Annotated in this window: 12 protein-coding genes; 7 read left to right on the plus strand and 5 right to left on the minus strand. The window is 65.2% G+C overall.

Features of this window, described 5'->3' with window-relative positions; all coding sequences use genetic code 11:
• Positions 1-7: 7 nt before the first annotated feature.
• From ACZ0BA_RS19280 to ada, 3 genes are all read right to left on the minus strand, one after another.
• Entirely contained in the window at positions 8-868 is an 861-nt protein-coding gene (locus ACZ0BA_RS19280) for an STAS domain-containing protein (protein ID WP_463452814.1), read from the minus strand.
• 161 nt (positions 869-1,029) lie between these two features.
• Complete coding sequence (locus tag ACZ0BA_RS19285; RefSeq protein WP_463454789.1) at positions 1,030-1,794, minus strand: 2OG-Fe(II) oxygenase; 765 nt, start codon at positions 1,792-1,794, stop codon at positions 1,030-1,032.
• A 154-nt stretch (positions 1,795-1,948) separates the two neighbouring features.
• A complete protein-coding gene (gene ada / locus ACZ0BA_RS19290) occupies positions 1,949-3,040 on the minus strand; it encodes a bifunctional DNA-binding transcriptional regulator/O6-methylguanine-DNA methyltransferase Ada (RefSeq protein WP_463452815.1) in 1,092 nt (363 codons plus the stop codon).
• 226 nt (positions 3,041-3,266) lie between these two features.
• On the opposite strand from ada, the gene hutC reads away from it, so the two are divergent.
• The 6 genes from hutC to ACZ0BA_RS19320 all read left to right on the plus strand — a co-directional run bounded on the left by hutC (position 3,267) and on the right by ACZ0BA_RS19320 (position 12,941).
• Positions 3,267-3,974 (plus strand): histidine utilization repressor, encoded by a 708-nt coding sequence (gene hutC / locus ACZ0BA_RS19295; protein WP_463454790.1) that lies wholly within the window; start codon positions 3,267-3,269, stop codon positions 3,972-3,974.
• A gap of 332 nt (positions 3,975-4,306) precedes the next feature.
• A complete protein-coding gene (locus tag ACZ0BA_RS19300; RefSeq protein WP_463452816.1) occupies positions 4,307-8,590 on the plus strand; it encodes a PAS domain S-box protein in 4,284 nt (1,427 codons plus the stop codon).
• A 212-nt stretch (positions 8,591-8,802) separates the two neighbouring features.
• Complete coding sequence (gene trxA / locus ACZ0BA_RS19305) at positions 8,803-9,129, plus strand: thioredoxin TrxA (protein WP_090317452.1); 327 nt, start codon at positions 8,803-8,805, stop codon at positions 9,127-9,129.
• A gap of 168 nt (positions 9,130-9,297) precedes the next feature.
• A complete protein-coding gene (gene rho, locus ACZ0BA_RS19310; protein ID WP_315395426.1) occupies positions 9,298-10,560 on the plus strand; it encodes a transcription termination factor Rho in 1,263 nt (420 codons plus the stop codon).
• A 275-nt stretch (positions 10,561-10,835) separates the two neighbouring features.
• Positions 10,836-11,105, plus strand: coding sequence for a type B 50S ribosomal protein L31 (locus ACZ0BA_RS19315; protein WP_463452817.1), 270 nt, complete (start codon positions 10,836-10,838; stop codon positions 11,103-11,105).
• 111 nt (positions 11,106-11,216) lie between these two features.
• Positions 11,217-12,941 (plus strand): ArnT family glycosyltransferase, encoded by a 1,725-nt coding sequence (locus tag ACZ0BA_RS19320; RefSeq protein WP_463452818.1) that lies wholly within the window; start codon positions 11,217-11,219, stop codon positions 12,939-12,941.
• A gap of 32 nt (positions 12,942-12,973) precedes the next feature.
• Here ACZ0BA_RS19320 and ACZ0BA_RS19325 read toward each other — a convergent pair whose 3' ends face one another.
• Positions 12,974-13,375, minus strand: coding sequence for a gel scht (locus tag ACZ0BA_RS19325; protein ID WP_463452819.1), 402 nt, complete (start codon positions 13,373-13,375; stop codon positions 12,974-12,976).
• Between the two features lie 477 nt (positions 13,376-13,852).
• Here ACZ0BA_RS19325 and ACZ0BA_RS19330 point away from each other — a divergent pair, with 477 nt between their 5' ends.
• Complete coding sequence (locus tag ACZ0BA_RS19330) at positions 13,853-15,757, plus strand: AAA family ATPase (protein ID WP_463452820.1); 1,905 nt, start codon at positions 13,853-13,855, stop codon at positions 15,755-15,757.
• Here ACZ0BA_RS19330 and ACZ0BA_RS19335 read toward each other — a convergent pair.
• Positions 15,754-16,452 carry a hypothetical protein gene (locus ACZ0BA_RS19335; protein WP_463452821.1) on the minus strand — a complete coding sequence of 233 codons (699 nt, stop codon included), beginning with the start codon at positions 16,450-16,452 and terminating at the stop codon, positions 15,754-15,756. The two genes, ACZ0BA_RS19330 and ACZ0BA_RS19335, sit on opposite strands and share 4 nt — an antisense overlap.
• Positions 16,453-16,601 lie beyond the last annotated feature (149 nt).

The following is a 16,601-nucleotide window of genomic DNA, read 5'->3' on the forward strand; positions in this document are numbered from 1 at the left end:
CGGCGCCTCAGGCTTTGCGGGAAATGGTCGAGCCGACCCGCGCCAGCGCCACGATGAAGGCGTCGGCCAGGGTCGCCTTGGTGACGACATCGTCCAGGTTCACGCCCAGGTGGACGATGGTTTGGGCGATCTGCGGGCGGATGCCGCTGATGATGCAGTCGGCGCCCATCAGGCGCGCGGCGGCGATGGTCTTCATCAAGTGCTGGGCCACCAGGGTGTCGACGGTCGGCACGCCGGTGATGTCGATGATGGCGATGGCGGCGCCGGTTTCGACGATCTTCTCGAGCAGGCTCTCCATCACCACCTGGGTGCGGGCGCTGTCGAGGGTGCCGATCAGCGGCAACGCCAGGATGTCGGTCCACAGCTTGACGACCGGCGTCGACAACTCCAGCAGCTCCTGCTGCTGGCGCACGATGATCTGGTCGCGGCTGTTCTGGAACACCTCGATGGTGAACAGGCCCAGCTTGTCGAGCAAGGTGCTGACGTTCCACAGCGCGTCGGCCAGCAGTTCCGGCTCGGCCGCCAGCGTCTGGCGCAGGCTGGTAAACAGCGACTGCTTGAGCGAGAACACGAAGGTGGCGGTCTCGCTCGGGGTCGAGCCCTGCTTGGCGCGCTGGCCGGAGATTTCGGTCAGCTGGTCGCGCACCTCGTCCCAGGCGCGGCCTTCGATGCTGTCGAAGCCGCCGTTCAGGGTCGCTTCGGGCAGCAAGGTCAGCAACTGGCGGCAGTGGCGGCGCAGTTGTTCCTGCGAAGCGCTGTCACTGCGAAATGCCATGCTTTCCAGATTTGCGATCCAGTCGGCGCCGATCTCGGCCTGGTGCTGTTGAATCAGGGCGCTGATACGGCGCGCGTTGTCGTTGGTGGTCATCAAATCCCCGGAGTGTTATCTTGCAAATTAAATAGTAGCAACAAATAGTAGCAATCTTTTTCGGCTCTTGAATGTTCGATTGACCACGCGCGCGCCGCCGCGCAGGCAGCATAACAGGCGGGCGGGCACTGCGGAGAGGAAACTGAAGGAATATTCGAATTTCAGGTGGCGTCGTGGAAAATGATACCGACGGTATGGCGCAGCGGCCCGGCGCTGGCGCCCACGGCGCGCACCCGGCTGACGCCGTGCCGCATGGCCACCCGGTAGATCCCGCGCGCGCCCTGGACCGGCCGGTGGTTGACGGGGAAAATCACCATGTCGCCCCGACGCAAGGGCACCACCGCGACCCGCGACTGCATGCGCGGGCGCTGCTCGGTCAGCACGAATTCGCCGCCGTCGAAGTCTTTTCCCGGTTCGCTCAGCAAAATCGCCGCCTGCAGCGGAAACACGTGCTCGCCATACAGGTCCTGATGCAGGCAATTGTAATCCCCCGCACCATATTGGAGCAGCAGCGGCGTCGGCCGGTTTTGGCCGGCCGCGTGGCAGCGCGCCAGGAAGTCGGCATGGTCGGCCGGAAAACGGCTGTCGATGTCCAGCGCCTCGTGCCAGCGGTTGGCGATGGCGGCCAGCGGCCAGTATAACGCCTGCCGCAGCGCCGAGATCATTGACGGTAGCGGGTAGCGAAAGTATTGGTACTCGCCGCTGCCGAAGCCGTGCCGCGCCATCACCACGCGGCTGCGGAACAAGTGTGCTTGCCCGTACTGCGCGGCCATGGCGGCGCTTTCGTCGGCGGTCAGCATGCCGGGCACGATGGCGTAGCCGTGCGCGTTGAGTTCATCGGCGATAGCTTGCCAGTCGAGTCCCGCCACGTGGACGGCGATTCCGGCGGCTGCGCCGACCGCCCGGCGGGCGCTGGCCAGCGCCAGCGCGCTGGCGGCGAGGTCGGTGACGGCGGCAGGATCGACCGCAGCGGCGGCCGGCGCCGTCGGTTCGGGCCTGGCCGGCGCCACGCTGACCGGCGGCGTCTTGCGCGGCTGGCGCGCCGGCTCGCCGGCGCTGAAATCGAACTCCCCGTTGTCGCTACTCATTGCCCAGCCGCTCCCTGTCCAACAGCGCGGCCTTGCGGTCCACGCCCCAGCGGTAGCCGGAAATCGATCCATCGTTTCGCACCACCCTGTGACAGGGTATCGCCACCGCCAGCGCGTTGGCGGCGCAGGCGCCGGCCACCGCCCGGGCGCCATTGGGCGAGCCCACCAGCGCAGCCAGCTCGGCGTAGCTGACCGTGCGCCCGGACGGAATGTCGCGCAGCACCTGCCACACCCGCTGCTGGAACGCCGTGCCGCGCACGTCGAGCGGCAGATCGAGGCCGATGTCGGGCCGTTCGACCATGCCCACCACGCGCGAGACCACCTGCTCGTACTCCGCCTCGGCGCCGATCAGCTCCGCGCGGGGAAAGCGGTCCTGCAAGTCGCGCACGAGGAAATCCGGATCGTCGTCGATCAGGATCGCGCAGATGCCCTGCGCCGTGCTGGCCACCAGGATCGCGCCCAGCGAACAGGCGCCGATGGCAAAGCGGATCACGCTGCCGGCCCCGCCGGCGCGGAAGGCGGTCGGCGTCATGCCCAGCACCGCCGGCGCCCTGGCATAAAAACGGCCGCTGGAATTGAAGCCGGCGTCGTAGATCGCCGCGGTGACCGACGCCTGCCGCGTCAAGCCGTCCCGCACCCGCCGCGCGCGCCCCGCCTGGGCGTAGGCTTTCGGCGTGATCCCGGTCACCGCCTTGAACAGCCGGTGGAAATGGAACCGACTGACGCCAACGGCGGCGGCCAGGCTGTCCAGGTCGGGCGCCTCGTCGGCGGCGTCGATCACGCGGCAGGCCTCGGCCACCAGCGCGGCGCGGCGCTCGGCCAGCGGCGGCTGCTCGGGCTTGCAGCGCAGGCAGGGCCGGAAACCGGCTTGCACCGCCTCGTCGCGGCTGTCGTGGAACGCCACGTTCTTGCGCAGCGCCGGCCGGGCGCCGCATGACGGCCAGCAGTACACGCCCGTGCTGCGTACCGAATACCAGAACACACCGTCGGCGCCGGCGTCGCGCCGCCGCACCGCCTCCCAGCGCGACTGCTCGTCGGCGTACGGGACGTCCGTTTCTGCGGTTTTGTCGATTACCTTGTCCATCGCGGACTCCGTGATTGAGTTGGAATGATGCCATGCTATCGGGCGGCGCATGGCCACGCACCCCAACTCTTGCTTTTGAACTGCTTTTGAATTGTAACCTTGCCGATGCTAAAATGCCCCGCTCCGCCGCCCGCGGAGGCGCGCCAGGAGAACCCGTTTGGACGATCAAAGCGATCAAAAGCAGCAACAGCGGCAACCGCAAGAGCCAGCAAGCCCGCCTCCGGATATCGCGGACGGCACCCCTATCTTTCAGCGCATCAAAGACCATCTGCTGGCCCAGATCGCGGCCGGCGTCTGGAAGGAAGGCGACGTGATCCCGTCCGAACAGGCGCTGGTCAAACAATTCGGCGTCTCCCGCATGACCGTCAACCGCGCCGTGCGCGAACTCACGGCGGAACAGGTGCTCACGCGCCGCCAAGGCTCCGGCACCTACGTCGCCCAGCAAAAATACCAGGCCACGCTGCTGGAGATCAAATCGATCGCCGACGAGGTGCGCGCGCGCGGCCACGTCCACCGCAGCAGCCTGCAGCAGCTCGAGCGCGGCAAGGCCAGCGATCTGATGGCCAAGCAGTTCGACCTGCCGGCCGGCCACCCGCTGTTCCATTCCGTGATCATCCACTTCGAGAACGGCGTGCCGATCCAGGTCGAGGACCGCTGGGTCAACCCGCTGTGCGCGCCCGACTACATGGAACAGGACTTCGCCAGCACGACCCCCAACGAATACCTGATGAAGGCGGCGCCGTTGCAAGGCGCCACGTACAGCATCGAGGCGCTGGCGACCCCGCGCGACATCGCCGACATGCTGGCCATCGACACCAGGCAGGCCTGCCTGGTGCTCAAGCGCCAGACCGTGTCGGGCGGGCGCATCGCCAGCATCGCCACCATGTGGCACCCCGGCCACCGCTACCAGTTCGCGGGCAGCTTCGCGCAATAATTCCTGGCTAGGCTGGCCCGCCCGGGCCCCGCTCCGGCTTGCCCGCCGGCATGCGACTCCCAGTCAGCAAGTCACGCGCGGCGCCGCTTTCTCACCGAATGTCACGCCGTGGCCCCAACCACCGGCGTTTCGGGGCCTGAATGTGTCTTTTATGTGGCTTGCGGCCGCCGGCGCGACGCAAATCCCTTCTTTTCCGGCCAATGAGATCCGTGCTGTTAAAACTGCTATAGTTGGCTGCCTCCAGGCACCCACTGTATCCGGAAAGGGAAAAGCTCTTGCCGCACAGCCGTCCGCGCGTTCTCCCGAGTTCCTGGCGCCGTTTGCCGCGCCGGATGGCGGCGCTCGTCCTGCTGCTCGCTTGCGCGATCCCCGGCGCGCACGCGGCGGAAAAAGTCACCATCCAGCTCAAATGGCGGCACCAATTCCAGTTCGCCGGCTACTACGCCGCCCAGGACCAGGGCTATTATCGCGACGCCGGCCTCGATGTCACGCTGGCCGAGGCGGTGCCCGGCAGCGACCCGCTACAAAACGTCGCCGCCGGCATTGCCCAGTACGGCGTCGGCAACACCGGCTTGCTGCTGGCGCGCGCCGCCGGCCAGCCGGTGGTGGTGCTGGCCTCGATCTTCCAGCATTCCGCCGCCGCGCTGCTGGTGCGCCATGGCCCCGACGGCAAACCTCGCCCCTGGGCCGGCAGCCGCGTCATGCTTGCACCGAACAACGAAGAACTGACCGTCTACCTGAAAAAGCTGGGGGTGCCCAGCGACGGCGCGTCCCTGCTCGCCCACACCCATAACTACGACGACCTGCTGCAGGGCCGCGTCGACGCCATGTCGGTCTATACCACCGAGGCGCCGTTCGTCCTCGAACGCACCAACCTGTCGTACGAGATCCAGTCGCCGCGCACCATCGGCCTCGATTTTTACGGCGACGTGCTCTACACCACCGAAAGCGAATTGCGTGAGCACCCGGCGCGCGCGCGGGCCGTGCGCGAGGCGACCCTGCGCGGCTGGCGCTACGCCATGGCCCACCAGGGCGAAATCGCCGACCTGATACGCGCCCGCTACCCGCAACGCAACAACCGCGAGCTGCTGATGTTCGAGGCGCGCCAGATCGCCGCGCTGCTGGAGCAGGACCTGATCGAACCGGGATACAGCAACCCGGAACGCTGGCGCGCCATCGCCCGCGCCTACGCCCAGCAAGGCATGCTGCCGGCCGGCTTCACGCTCGACGGTTTCCTGTACCAGCCGCAGGGATCGAACCGGCTGCTGCGCTACGGCGGCTACGCGCTCGGCGCGCTGCTGCTGTTGGTGGCCGTGGGCGGCGCCTGGCGCCTGCGCAAACAATCGGCCGCGCTGTCCGCCGCGCGCGCCGAACAAAACAGCGCCGAACGCTTCGCCGGCCTGGCGCTCGAAGGTTCCGGCGCCGGCACATGGGAATGGCGCATCGACAGCGGCGCGCTGAAACTGTCGGCGCGCTATTGCGAACTGCTTGGCTATGACGGCGGCGATCAGAGTGTCACCCCGGCGCCGCCGCTTGCGCGGCCGTTCGCGCAGTCGATCGAACAGTGGCGCGGCCATGTCCATCACGACGACCTGGCGCAGGTCGACCGCGCCATCCAGGACTGCCTGGGCGCCACCGACGCCAACGTCCAGATCAGCAGCGAGCACCGCATGCGCTGCAAGAGCGGCGCCTGGAAATGGGTGCTCATGCGCGGCATGGTGGTCGAGCGCGACGCCGCCGGCAGGCCGCTGCGCGCGGTCGGCACGCTGGCCGACATCAGCGACCGCGCGGCCGCCGAGCAGGCGCGCCTGTGCGCCGTGGTCGACGCCACGCCGGGCGCGGTGCTGATCGCCGACAAGAGCGGGCGCGTACGCCACGCCAATCCGGCCTGCGCCGCCAGCTTCGGCTACGACGGCGACATGGCCGGGCGCTCGGTCGACCAGCTGGCGCCCGAGGCGATGCGCAGCAACGGTCGCGGACGGGAACTGTTCGCCCGCCCCAACCTGCCGGGCCGGGTGCTGAGCGCGCACCGCGCCGACGGCAGCACCTTTCCGGCCATGGTGCATATCTCCCAGGTCGAGCTGGGCGGCCAGGAACTGGTGATCGTGGCGCTGCGCGACATGACCCAGCGCCAGCGCGCCGAGGAGGCGCTGCAGGCCAGCTCCGAGCGTTACCGGCTGATCGTGCAGACCGCCGCCGAGGGCATCTGGATGAGCGATGCCGACGACCGCACCACCTTCGTCAATCCGACCATGGCGCGCATGCTCGATTACGACATCGAGCAAATCATGGGCCGCGCCATGACCGACTTCATGGACGCCGACGGCCGCCTGCAGCTGCACCACCACCTGCAGCGGCGCCTGGCGGGCGAGGCGATCCAGGGCGATGTCAGCTTCCGCCGCAGCGACGGCACCACCGTCTGGTGCCTGCTGTCGACCACCGTCATCAACTCCGACGCCGGCCACTACGCCGGCACCCTGGCCATGCTGACCGATATCACCGCGCGGCGCCAGGCCGAGGGCGCGCTGCGCGGCTCGAGCCAGCGCCTGGCGTCGATCTTCAACGCCGTCACCAACGGCCTGGTGATGGTCGACGGCAACGGCGCCATCCTCGAGCGCAACGCCGCCGCCGCGCGCATGCTGGCGCACGCGCTGCCGATCGAGTCCGCCGGCGCCGACGGCGGCAAGCAGGGCGGCGGTGGCGGCAGCCGGCTGTGGTGCGGGGTGCGCGAGGACGGCACCCGCTTCGACGCCGCCAGCCATCCGGTGCGCCTGGCCATCGTCACCGGGCTGTCGGTGCGCGACGTGGTGATGGGCATCGTGCAGCCCGACGGCGCGGTGCACTGGCTGTCGATCAACGCCGAGCCGATCCCCGACCAGGGCGGCGCCGTGCCGCTAGTGGTGGCCAGCCTGACCGACATCACCGACCGCAAACGCGGCGAGGACGCGCTGCGCGAATTGAACGAGCATCTGGAGGAGCGCGTGGCGACGCGCACCCGCGAACTCGATCAGGCGCGCCAGCTGGCAGAGGAGGCCAACCAGACCAAGGGCCAGTTTTTGGCCAATATGAGCCACGAGATCCGCACGCCGATGAACGGCGTGATCGGCATGGCCTACCTGGCGCTCAAGACCGACCTCGATCCGCGCCAGCGCGACTACCTGGAAAAGATCCGTTTCGCCGGCGAACACCTGCTCGGCATCATCGACGACATTCTGGACATCTCCAAGATCGAGGCCGGCAAGCTGGCCATCGAGCAGGTCGACTTCGCGCTCGAACACGTGATCCAGACCCTGACCACGGTGGTCGCGCCCAAGGCCGCCAGCCGCGAGCTCGAACTGGTGTTCGACCTCGATCCGACCCTGCCCAAGGTGCTGCGCGGCGACCCGCTGCGACTCGGACAGGTGCTGATCAACTACACCAACAACGCCATCAAGTTCAGCGAAAAGGGCCGCATCGACGTGCGCGTGCGCCAGGTTGTCGGCGACGCCACCGGCTGCCTGCTGCGCTTCGAGGTCAGCGACTGCGGCATCGGCCTGTCCGAGGGCGAGATCGAAAAGCTGTTCCAGTCGTTCCAGCAGGCCGACACCTCCACCACGCGCGAATACGGCGGCACCGGTCTTGGTCTGTCGATCTGCAAGCAACTGGCGCAGCTGATGGGCGGCGAGGTCGGCGTGCGCAGCCGGCCCGGCCTGGGCAGCACCTTCTGGTTCACCGCGCGCCTGGGGGTGTCCAACGCCAGCGTGCCGGCGCTGATCGACCGCGTCAAGGACGCCGCCGCCGAGCTGCTGGCGTCCTCGCGCAGCGCGGCGGTGATGGCCGCGCTCAAGAACGCCCGCATCTTGCTGGTCGAGGACAATACCTTCAACCAGCAGATCGCGCTGGAGATGCTGGAGGAAGTCGGCTCTTCGGTGTGCCTGGCCGCCAACGGCATGGAGGCGCTCGAGCTGCTGCGCCAGACCGCCTTCGACTGCGTGCTGATGGACGTGCAGATGCCGCTGATGGACGGCCTGGAGGCGACCCGCCGCATCCGCGCCGACCCGCGCCTGGCCGACATCCGCGTGCTGGCGATGACGGCGACGGCCACCAGCGAGGACCGGGTGCGCTGCATCGAGGCCGGCATGGACGATTTCATCTCCAAGCCGATCCAGCCGGCGCTGATGTACCAGACCATCGCCAACTGGCTGCCCGAGCGCGACACCACGCGCGAACGGCCGGCGGCGGCGTCGCGTCCCGCCTTCAAGACCACGCTGGGCGGCGATCCTGCGGTGATCGACCTGTCGATCCTGGCCAAACTACTGGGCTACCACCCGCACAAGGTGCGCAAGTTCGCCTTCAAGTTCCTGCAAAACAGCCAGGACGTCATCACCCGCATGGAGGCGGCGCTGGCGCGCGGCGACATGACGACGGTGCGCGACCTGAGCCACCGCCTGAAATCGCCGGCGCGCACCGTCGGCGCGCTGGGCATGGGCGAGCTGCTGCGCGAGCTCGAGGAGCTGCCGCTGGACGATCCGGCCAGCGCCGCCAGGGCGCAGGCGCTGCTGGCCGCCCTGTGGCCGCTGCTGGAAAAGATCACCGAGCAAATCATGAACAACACCACCTTCGCCGACGACAATTGAGGGCTTTCGACAATCTGCCGCACATTTTTAAAAAATGGGTTATTATTTCAGCCATCCCCGCCTGCCGACCTTGTTGCCATCCCATCCGAGACATTGAATTCGCGCAATTGGCCTCCATCTGTTGCCTGTAACCGGCAACGTTGACGGCGATTGCGGACAACATGGCATAATCTCCAGGCGTTATTGACCCACCGACCTCGATTGAGGAATATATGAGCGAAAATATCAAACACATCACCGACACTTCCTTTGACGCCGACGTGCTGAAGTCCGACCGCCCCGTGCTGGTCGACTTCTGGGCCGAATGGTGCGGTCCTTGCAAGAGCATCGCCCCGATTTTGGAAGAAGTGGCCAAGGAATACGACGGCAAGATCCTGATCGCCAAGATGGACGTCGATTCGAACCAGGCAGTGCCTGCCAAGTTCGGCATCCGCGGCATCCCGACCCTGATCCTGTTCAAGAACGGCGTTCCAGCCGCTCAAAAAGTCGGCGCGATGGCAAAAGGTCAACTGACTTCTTTCATCGACAGTAATATCTAAGTACGATAGTATTTGCCTGCATCGACGGCGCCGCGCCCGCGGCACCGTCGGTTACCAGGCAGAAAACGATGGCCCGGCCAGACCGCAGCCCGTTTTATAATTAAACAGACAACACCACGCAGTTCCCTCCCCTACCTTTACTTTCCCGTCACGGGACACTCAACACATATGCATCTATCTGAATTAAAGGCCCTACACGTCTCGGCATTGCTGGAGATGGCCATCGGTCTTGATATCGACAACGCGGCGCGTCTGCGCAAGCAGGAGCTGATGTTCGCGATCCTGAAAAAGCGCGCCAAGACCGGCGAACAGATTTTCGGCGACGGCGCCCTCGAAGTGCTGCCGGACGGTTTCGGCTTCCTGCGCTCGCCGGACGCCAGCTACATGGCCTCGACCGACGACATCTACATCTCGCCGTCGCAGATCCGCCGCTTCAACCTGCACACCGGCGACTCCATCGAGGGCGAAGTGCGCACCCCGAAGGACGGCGAGCGCTATTTCGCGCTGGTCAAGGTCGACAAGGTCAACGGCGAATCGCCGGAAGCGTCGAAGCACCGCATATTGTTTGAGAACCTGACGCCGCTGCACCCGAACGAGCCGCTGCGCCTCGAGCGCGACATCAACGGCAGCGAAAACATCACCGGCCGCATCATCGATCTGATCGCGCCGATCGGCAAAGGCCAGCGCGGCCTGCTGGTGGCGTCGCCTAAATCCGGTAAATCGGTGGTGCTGCAGCATATCGCCCACGCCATCACCGCCAACCATCCGGACTGCACGCTGATCGTCCTGCTGATCGACGAGCGCCCGGAAGAAGTGACCGAGATGCAGCGCTCCGTGCGCGGCGAAGTGGTCGCCTCGACCTTCGACGAGCCGGCCACCCGCCACGTGCAGGTCGCCGAGATGGTGCTGGAAAAAGCCAAGCGCCTGGTCGAAATGAAAAAAGACGTGATCATCCTGCTCGATTCGATCACCCGCCTGGCGCGCGCCTACAACACCGTGATTCCTGCCTCGGGCAAGGTGCTGACCGGTGGTGTCGACGCCAACGCGCTGCAACGTCCGAAGCGCTTCTTCGGCGCCGCCCGTAACATCGAGGAAGGCGGTTCGCTGACCATCATCGCCACCGCGCTGATCGAGACCGGTTCGCGCATGGATGACGTGATCTTCGAGGAATTCAAGGGCACCGGCAACATGGAGGTGCATCTGGAGCGCCGCCTGGCCGAAAAACGCGTCTACCCGGCGATCAACCTGAACAAATCGGGCACCCGCCGCGAGGAACTGCTGATCAAGCCGGACCAGCTGCAGAAGATCTGGATCCTGCGCAAGCTGCTGTACTCGATGGACGAGATCGAAGCGATGGAGTTCATCCTCGACAAGATGAAGGCCACTAAAAATAACGGTGAGTTCTTCGACATGATGCGGCGCGGCGGTTAAAACCGCCCACAGCTTCGTTGCCCCTCCTTGCCGTGCTATTCGCACTGTCTGCGTCGGGGCGCCTCGCTGCGAGCGGTTGTAACCGCCGCGCGATGCGGATTGAAAACGAAGCCCTATCATGACAAACAGGCAACCTCGGTTGCCTGTTTCCGTTTACGGCTGTATAATCCCCGGTCGCACTATATAAACCACTGGCAAGTGATCGGCAATCGGGTCAAGAAGCAGGATCGACCGACGAAGTGCTGTTTGGCTACCAAACTTACCGAGGCTTCAACATGAAACCAGAAATCCATCCAGACTACCGCGACGTTGTGTTCCACGATCTGTCGTGCGACTTCAAATTCGTCACCCGTTCGACCATCCAGACCCGCGAAAAGATCCAGCACGAAGGTAAAGAATACCCGCTGGTCAAAATCGAGGTGTCGGCTGAATCGCACCCGTTCTACACCGGTAAGCACAAAATCGTCGACACCGCTGGCCGCGTTGAGAAATTCCGCCAGAAATTCGGCGCCGTCGGTTCGAAGACCCAAGTCGCCCAAGGTTAATTCCTTCCCGCGATCAAAAAAAGCAGCCTCTGGCTGCTTTTTTTGTTTGTCGGCATCGCCTGTCGCCGGTTTTCCTTCATACTCCCGTTACCTCAATTTGCACACTGATCGATGAAGCCAGTTCGTCTTCCCGCCGCCGCCACCCTGGCGCTGCCACGCTGGGCCCTGTTCGCCCTCGGCCTGCTTTATATCCTGCCCGGTTTGATCGGCCGCGAGCCATGGAAGAACGACGATGCCGCCAGCTTCGGCATCATGTGGACGATGGCGCACGGCACTTGGCAGGACTGGCTGTGGCCCAATATCGCCGGCCTGTCGATGCCCGACGAGGGGCCGCTGGCGTTCTGGATCGGCGCGCTCGGCATCAAGCTGTTCGGCTGGCTGCTGGGCGACGTCATGGCCGCCCGCGTCGGCACCGTGGCCATTTTCGTGACCGGCGTGTCGTCGCTGTGGTTCGCCACCTTCAACCTCGGCCGCCGCCAGGACGCGCAACCGCTGCGCCTGGCCTTTGGCGGCCAGCCCGAGCCGGACGACTTCGGCCGCACCTTGGCCGACGCCGCCGTCCTGATCTATCTCGGCTGCCTGGGCTTGCTGCTGCACAGCCACGAAACCACCTCCGAGGCACTGCAGGTGTCGCTGACGGCGTTCATGCTGTACCGCACCGTGCGTTACGTCGAGGCGCCGTCGCTGCGCAACGCGGCCCTCAGCGGCCTGGCCATCGGCCTGCTGACGCTGACGCGCGGCTGGGTCACGCCGGTGTTCCTGATGCTCGCTGTGTTCATCTGCACCCGCCTGCTGGCCCAGCCGGTGCTGCGCGCGCTGCGCGACCTCGGCCTGGCGCTGCTGGTGGCCGCCGCCGTCGCCGCCATCTGGCTGGTGCCGGCCGAAATGCTGCACCCGTACCATCAGCAGCCGCTGCAGGCGTGGATGAACTGGAACGTGCACCAGGTCGCGCTGCCGACCCTCGCCGCCTTCAAATACTTCTTCCGCGTCGGGGTCTGGTTCTTCTGGCCGGCCTGGCCGTTCGCCGGCTGGGCCGTCTGGGCCTGGCGCCGCCAGCGCCTGGCGCTGCACATCGTCGTGCCGCTGGCCTTCGTCACCATGGGTACGCTGTTGAGCTTGTCGACCGAGACGCCCGAGCAAGGCCAGTTGCTGGTGCTGCTGCCGCCGCTGGCCGTCATGGCCGCCTTCGGCCTGCTGACGATGAAGCGCGGCGCCATCAACGCCATCGACTGGTTTTCGGTCATGGCGCTGACCTTGTGCGCGGCCATCATCTGGATTTTCTGGGTCGCCAAGCTGACCGGCTGGCCGGCGCAGGCCGCCAAGAACGCCCTGAAACTGGTGCCGGGCTTCACGCCGGAAGTGGGATTGATCGCCGTGCCGGTGGCGCTGCTGGCCACCGCTGGCTGGTTCGTGCTGGTGCACTGGCGCGTGTCGCGCCGTCCGACCGTGCTGTGGCGCGCCGTGGTGCTGTCGTCCGGCGGCGTGATCCTGATCTGGATTTTGCTGATGACCCTGTTCCTGCCGGACGTCAACTACAGCAAGAGCTACGCCGGCGTGGCGCGCCAGATCGCCGAGAAAATTCCATCCGATGCCGATTGCATCGAGACCAATGTCGGGCCGGCGCAACGCGCCTCGTTCGCCTACTTTGCGCAACTGCCGTTCGCCGGCGTTGAAGGCGGGCGCTGCACACTATTGCTGCTGCAGGACAGCACCAAGCAGCGCGACAACCGCGAGATCCAGCCTCAGCATCGCGGCAAAGAGTGGGTATTGATCTGGGCCGGTCGCCGCCCGGCGGACCGCTCCGAGCGCTTCCGCCTGTACCGCCGGGTCGACTAAAGGGTCAACAAAAAATTCGGGCGCGGGCCGGCTTAACGACGCGCCATCATCATGGTGTTGGCAGGCAGCTTGGCGGCCATCGGCAGCTTCTCGAAGTTGTTGATGCCCACCGTTTCGCCCTGCTCGGTGAAGATGATGCGGGTGCCGGCGTCGGTGACGAACTCGGTCGGCGAGGCGGCGAAAATGCGCACGCGCTGGCCCTTGTCGAGCTGGGCGAAGAAGTGGTTGCCGTTCTGCGTGAACTGCAGGATCTGGCCGTTGGTCAAGTGATAAGCGTTTTTGAAATCGGCGAACTCGCTTGGCGTCACGTAGTAGCGCGCGGGCTTGGCGTTGATCTGGACGCTGCTGTCGTCGGCGTGGGCGGCGGACATCGCGGTCAGCGAGGTCATGACGAGGGCGGCGGCGGCGGCGATGCTGAACAGGTTGTTTTTCATGGTGTGCTCCGTAAGGTTGTCGGTTCGTGTCGGTTCGATTAACTGCTCTGGGATCACCGCTGGCATGTGCTATTCAGCGGCTGACGTGATCACATTAGCAAAAGCCGGCGCCAATATCCGGCGTTTGCGACGGGCGGTAAAACGGCGGGCGTCAAAAGCAAATAATCGCGACGAACGGAATCGGCGCCAGCCCTGTCCCGCCGAGCCCGTACCTACGGGGTCCGCGCGCCGCCGGTTGTTGCGCGACACGCTTTTTTGTTGACCAAACGCGAGACAAAACGAAAAAGGGCCGCTATAGTTCACGTAGGACGAGTTGCCGCACGGCATGTTAGTTTCACAAGATTCGTCCCACGATAACCCCTTAGCAACACCCGGCTGCGCCACACCGCGCACCGGCAACGGCGGCCTCGGCTGCTGCGCCCTACTCCCGCGCACCAGTCCGACACACAGCTGCCCACTCCAGGTTGGATAGCGCATATGTTTACTCTTCACAAACTTCAATCCGCACTACGCAATAACTACGTCCGCGCCGCGCTGCTGCTGCTGGCGGTCGCCGCCGCAGCGCTGTTCAGCTGGCGCAGCGACGTCCCGCAGGACGCCGGCCCAATCATGCGTTCGCAGGACATCTCGCAGATCACCGCGCTGGCGACCCAGCGCGAGAAACTCGAATACCTGATGGTGGCCGCGCCGCTGTCGGAGGCGCCGCGCTATATCTTCAAGCTCAAGGGCGACCCGATGCTGCGCGTGATCAAGGTGCCAAGCACTTCGCACCTGAGCCTGGAACGCGAAGTCCTGCTGCGCAATAACATTCCTTATTCCATCGCGCGCGAGGATTACCTGGCGTCGCACAAGGCGGTGCTGGTCGACGAGGAGGACAGCAAGCTGGCGCGCGCCGGCAGCTTCCTGCGTCGCCACGCGGTCGATATCCTGCTAATCGGCCTGGTGCTGTTCATGCTGCGCCATGGCATCCCGGGGAGCGGCGTCAGCGCCACCGTGCTCAATCCGGACCAGCTCAAGGGCAATATGGACGACCTGATCGGCATGGAAGATATCAAACAGGAAGTGCTGCACCTGGAAGACATGATCCGCAACCGCGCGGTGTACCGCGAGCACGACATCGACAAGCCGTTCAACGTCATGCTCACCGGCCCTGCCGGCACCGGCAAGACCAAGCTGGCCGGCTATCTGGCCAAGCAACTGAATATCCCGCTGATCCAGGCGTCGGCCTCGGCGCTCGAATCGGGCTACATCGGCGGCGGCTCGAAGGCCTTGAACGCGCTGCACCGCAAGGCCTGCTCGCGCGGCAGCTGCATCATCTTCCTCGACGAGGCGCAGGGCTTGTTCATGCCGCGCGGTCGTGGCGAAAAGAAATGGGAAGACGACACCGCCAACACGCTGCTGGGCTTGCTTGACGGCGTGCGCAGCGACAAGGGCGAGGGCGTGATCTGGGTGGTGGCCTCCAACTTCGACGACGCCTCCTCGCAGATGGACGAGGCGATGCTGCGCCGCTTCTCGGTCAAGATCAACTTTCGCCTGCCCAACAAGGGCGAGCGCAGCGAACTGCTGCGCTCCTTCCTGTCGCGCAAGGCCCACGGTTGCGTCGATTGGGATGCGCTCAACCTCGACCACGTGGCCGAGATCACTGCCAACCTCAGCCCGGCGCTGTTGCAAACGGTGGTCGAGCGCGCCAGCATGCTCGCCATCCAGGAAAAGACCGTCATCAACACCGACCTGATGTTCCGCGCCTTCGAGCGCGCCACCATCGGCCTGACCGACCGCGCCACCACGGCCGAGAAGACCCGCCAGCGCGAACGCGTCGCGCTGCACGAGCTGGGCCACTTCTTCATGCAAATCGATCCGTGGCTGCGCGAGGGCCTGCCGCTGGCCGAGGTGAAGCAACGTTCGCCGCTGCTCAAGATCAGCACCGAGTCGGTGTCCAAGCTCGGCGCGCTCGGTTATGTGTTGTCGGCGTCGGACGACGTCGCGCTGCGCACGCTCGAGGAGCTGGAGCGCGACGTGATCCAGCTGTACGGCGGCGTGGCGGCGGAGGAGTTGTTCTACGGCGCGCGCGGCATTTCGGTCGGCAGCCAGAACGACATCCAGAAGGCCACCTCGATGCTCGACATGATGGTCAACAAACTGTCGATGTACTCGCGCTCCAAGCTGGACTATTCACAATTCAAGAACAAGGAAAACGATCTTGACCAGGTGCAGGCCAAGGCGGACGAGCTCTACACGTACACCCTGCAATCGATCAACGACTACCGCGAGCAGATCAGCGAGCTCAAGGAAGTGCTGATGGATCAGTATGTGCTGTCGAAGGACGCCATCTTCGCGCTGCTGGAACAACAGCATCAGCAGCGCTTGTTGAAGGCCGCCTAACGGCTTACGCCCTGGGACAAGGCCAGCACCAGTTGGCTAAGGTTGACAGCGACCAAAAGCCACACGACGAGCTCGACTCGGCCGAGCCGATGGTCAACCTTGTCCAGGCGCTGATCGACCCTTTCCACACGTTGGTCGACCGTTTCGAGCCGCTGGTCGACCTTTCCCACACGTTGGTCGACAGTTTCGAGCCGCTGATCGACCCTTTCCACACGTTGGTCGACAGTTTCCAGCCGCTGGTCGACCTTTCCCACACGTTGGTCGACAGTTTCGAGCCGCTGATCGACCCTTTCCACACGTTGGTCGACAGTTTCCAGCCGCTGGTCGACCCTCTCGACCCTCTGGTCAACCTTATCAACCCGGGCAGTCAGATTGTCGACCCTGACAGAAAGCCCCGCAATGTCGGCACGCAATAGCGAGACCTCGTGTTCAAGTGTCTGCAAGCGCCAGGCCAGTCCGGTGAGGCGCTCGTCGAGCACCGTCGCTTTGACAGTCAGCGCAGCGACCTCCTTTCGCATCGCACCGACCAGTTCACCGTGACTGCGCAGCACGCGCTCCAGCGCAGCCAGACGCTCGTCCTGATCGCCTAATTGCTCGCCGTGGGATTCGAGCTGCTCGGTATGCGCCGCGCTCACCAGATCGGCCAGCGCTTCGACGCGCGCGGCCAGCATATCTACTCTATCGGACAATTCCATGGCCCCCTCCCCCTTGCGGTGCTTGACTAAAGTTTATACGGTTTGCAGGAATATGCAGGTCGTTCATGCAGCCATTGTGGCACCAAAAAAAGCGGGGTCATCCAAACAAGATGGACGCGATTTGATCTGCGTCGCACGCATTGCGGGGG

This window comes from Duganella sp. AC917 (assembly GCF_979258245.1).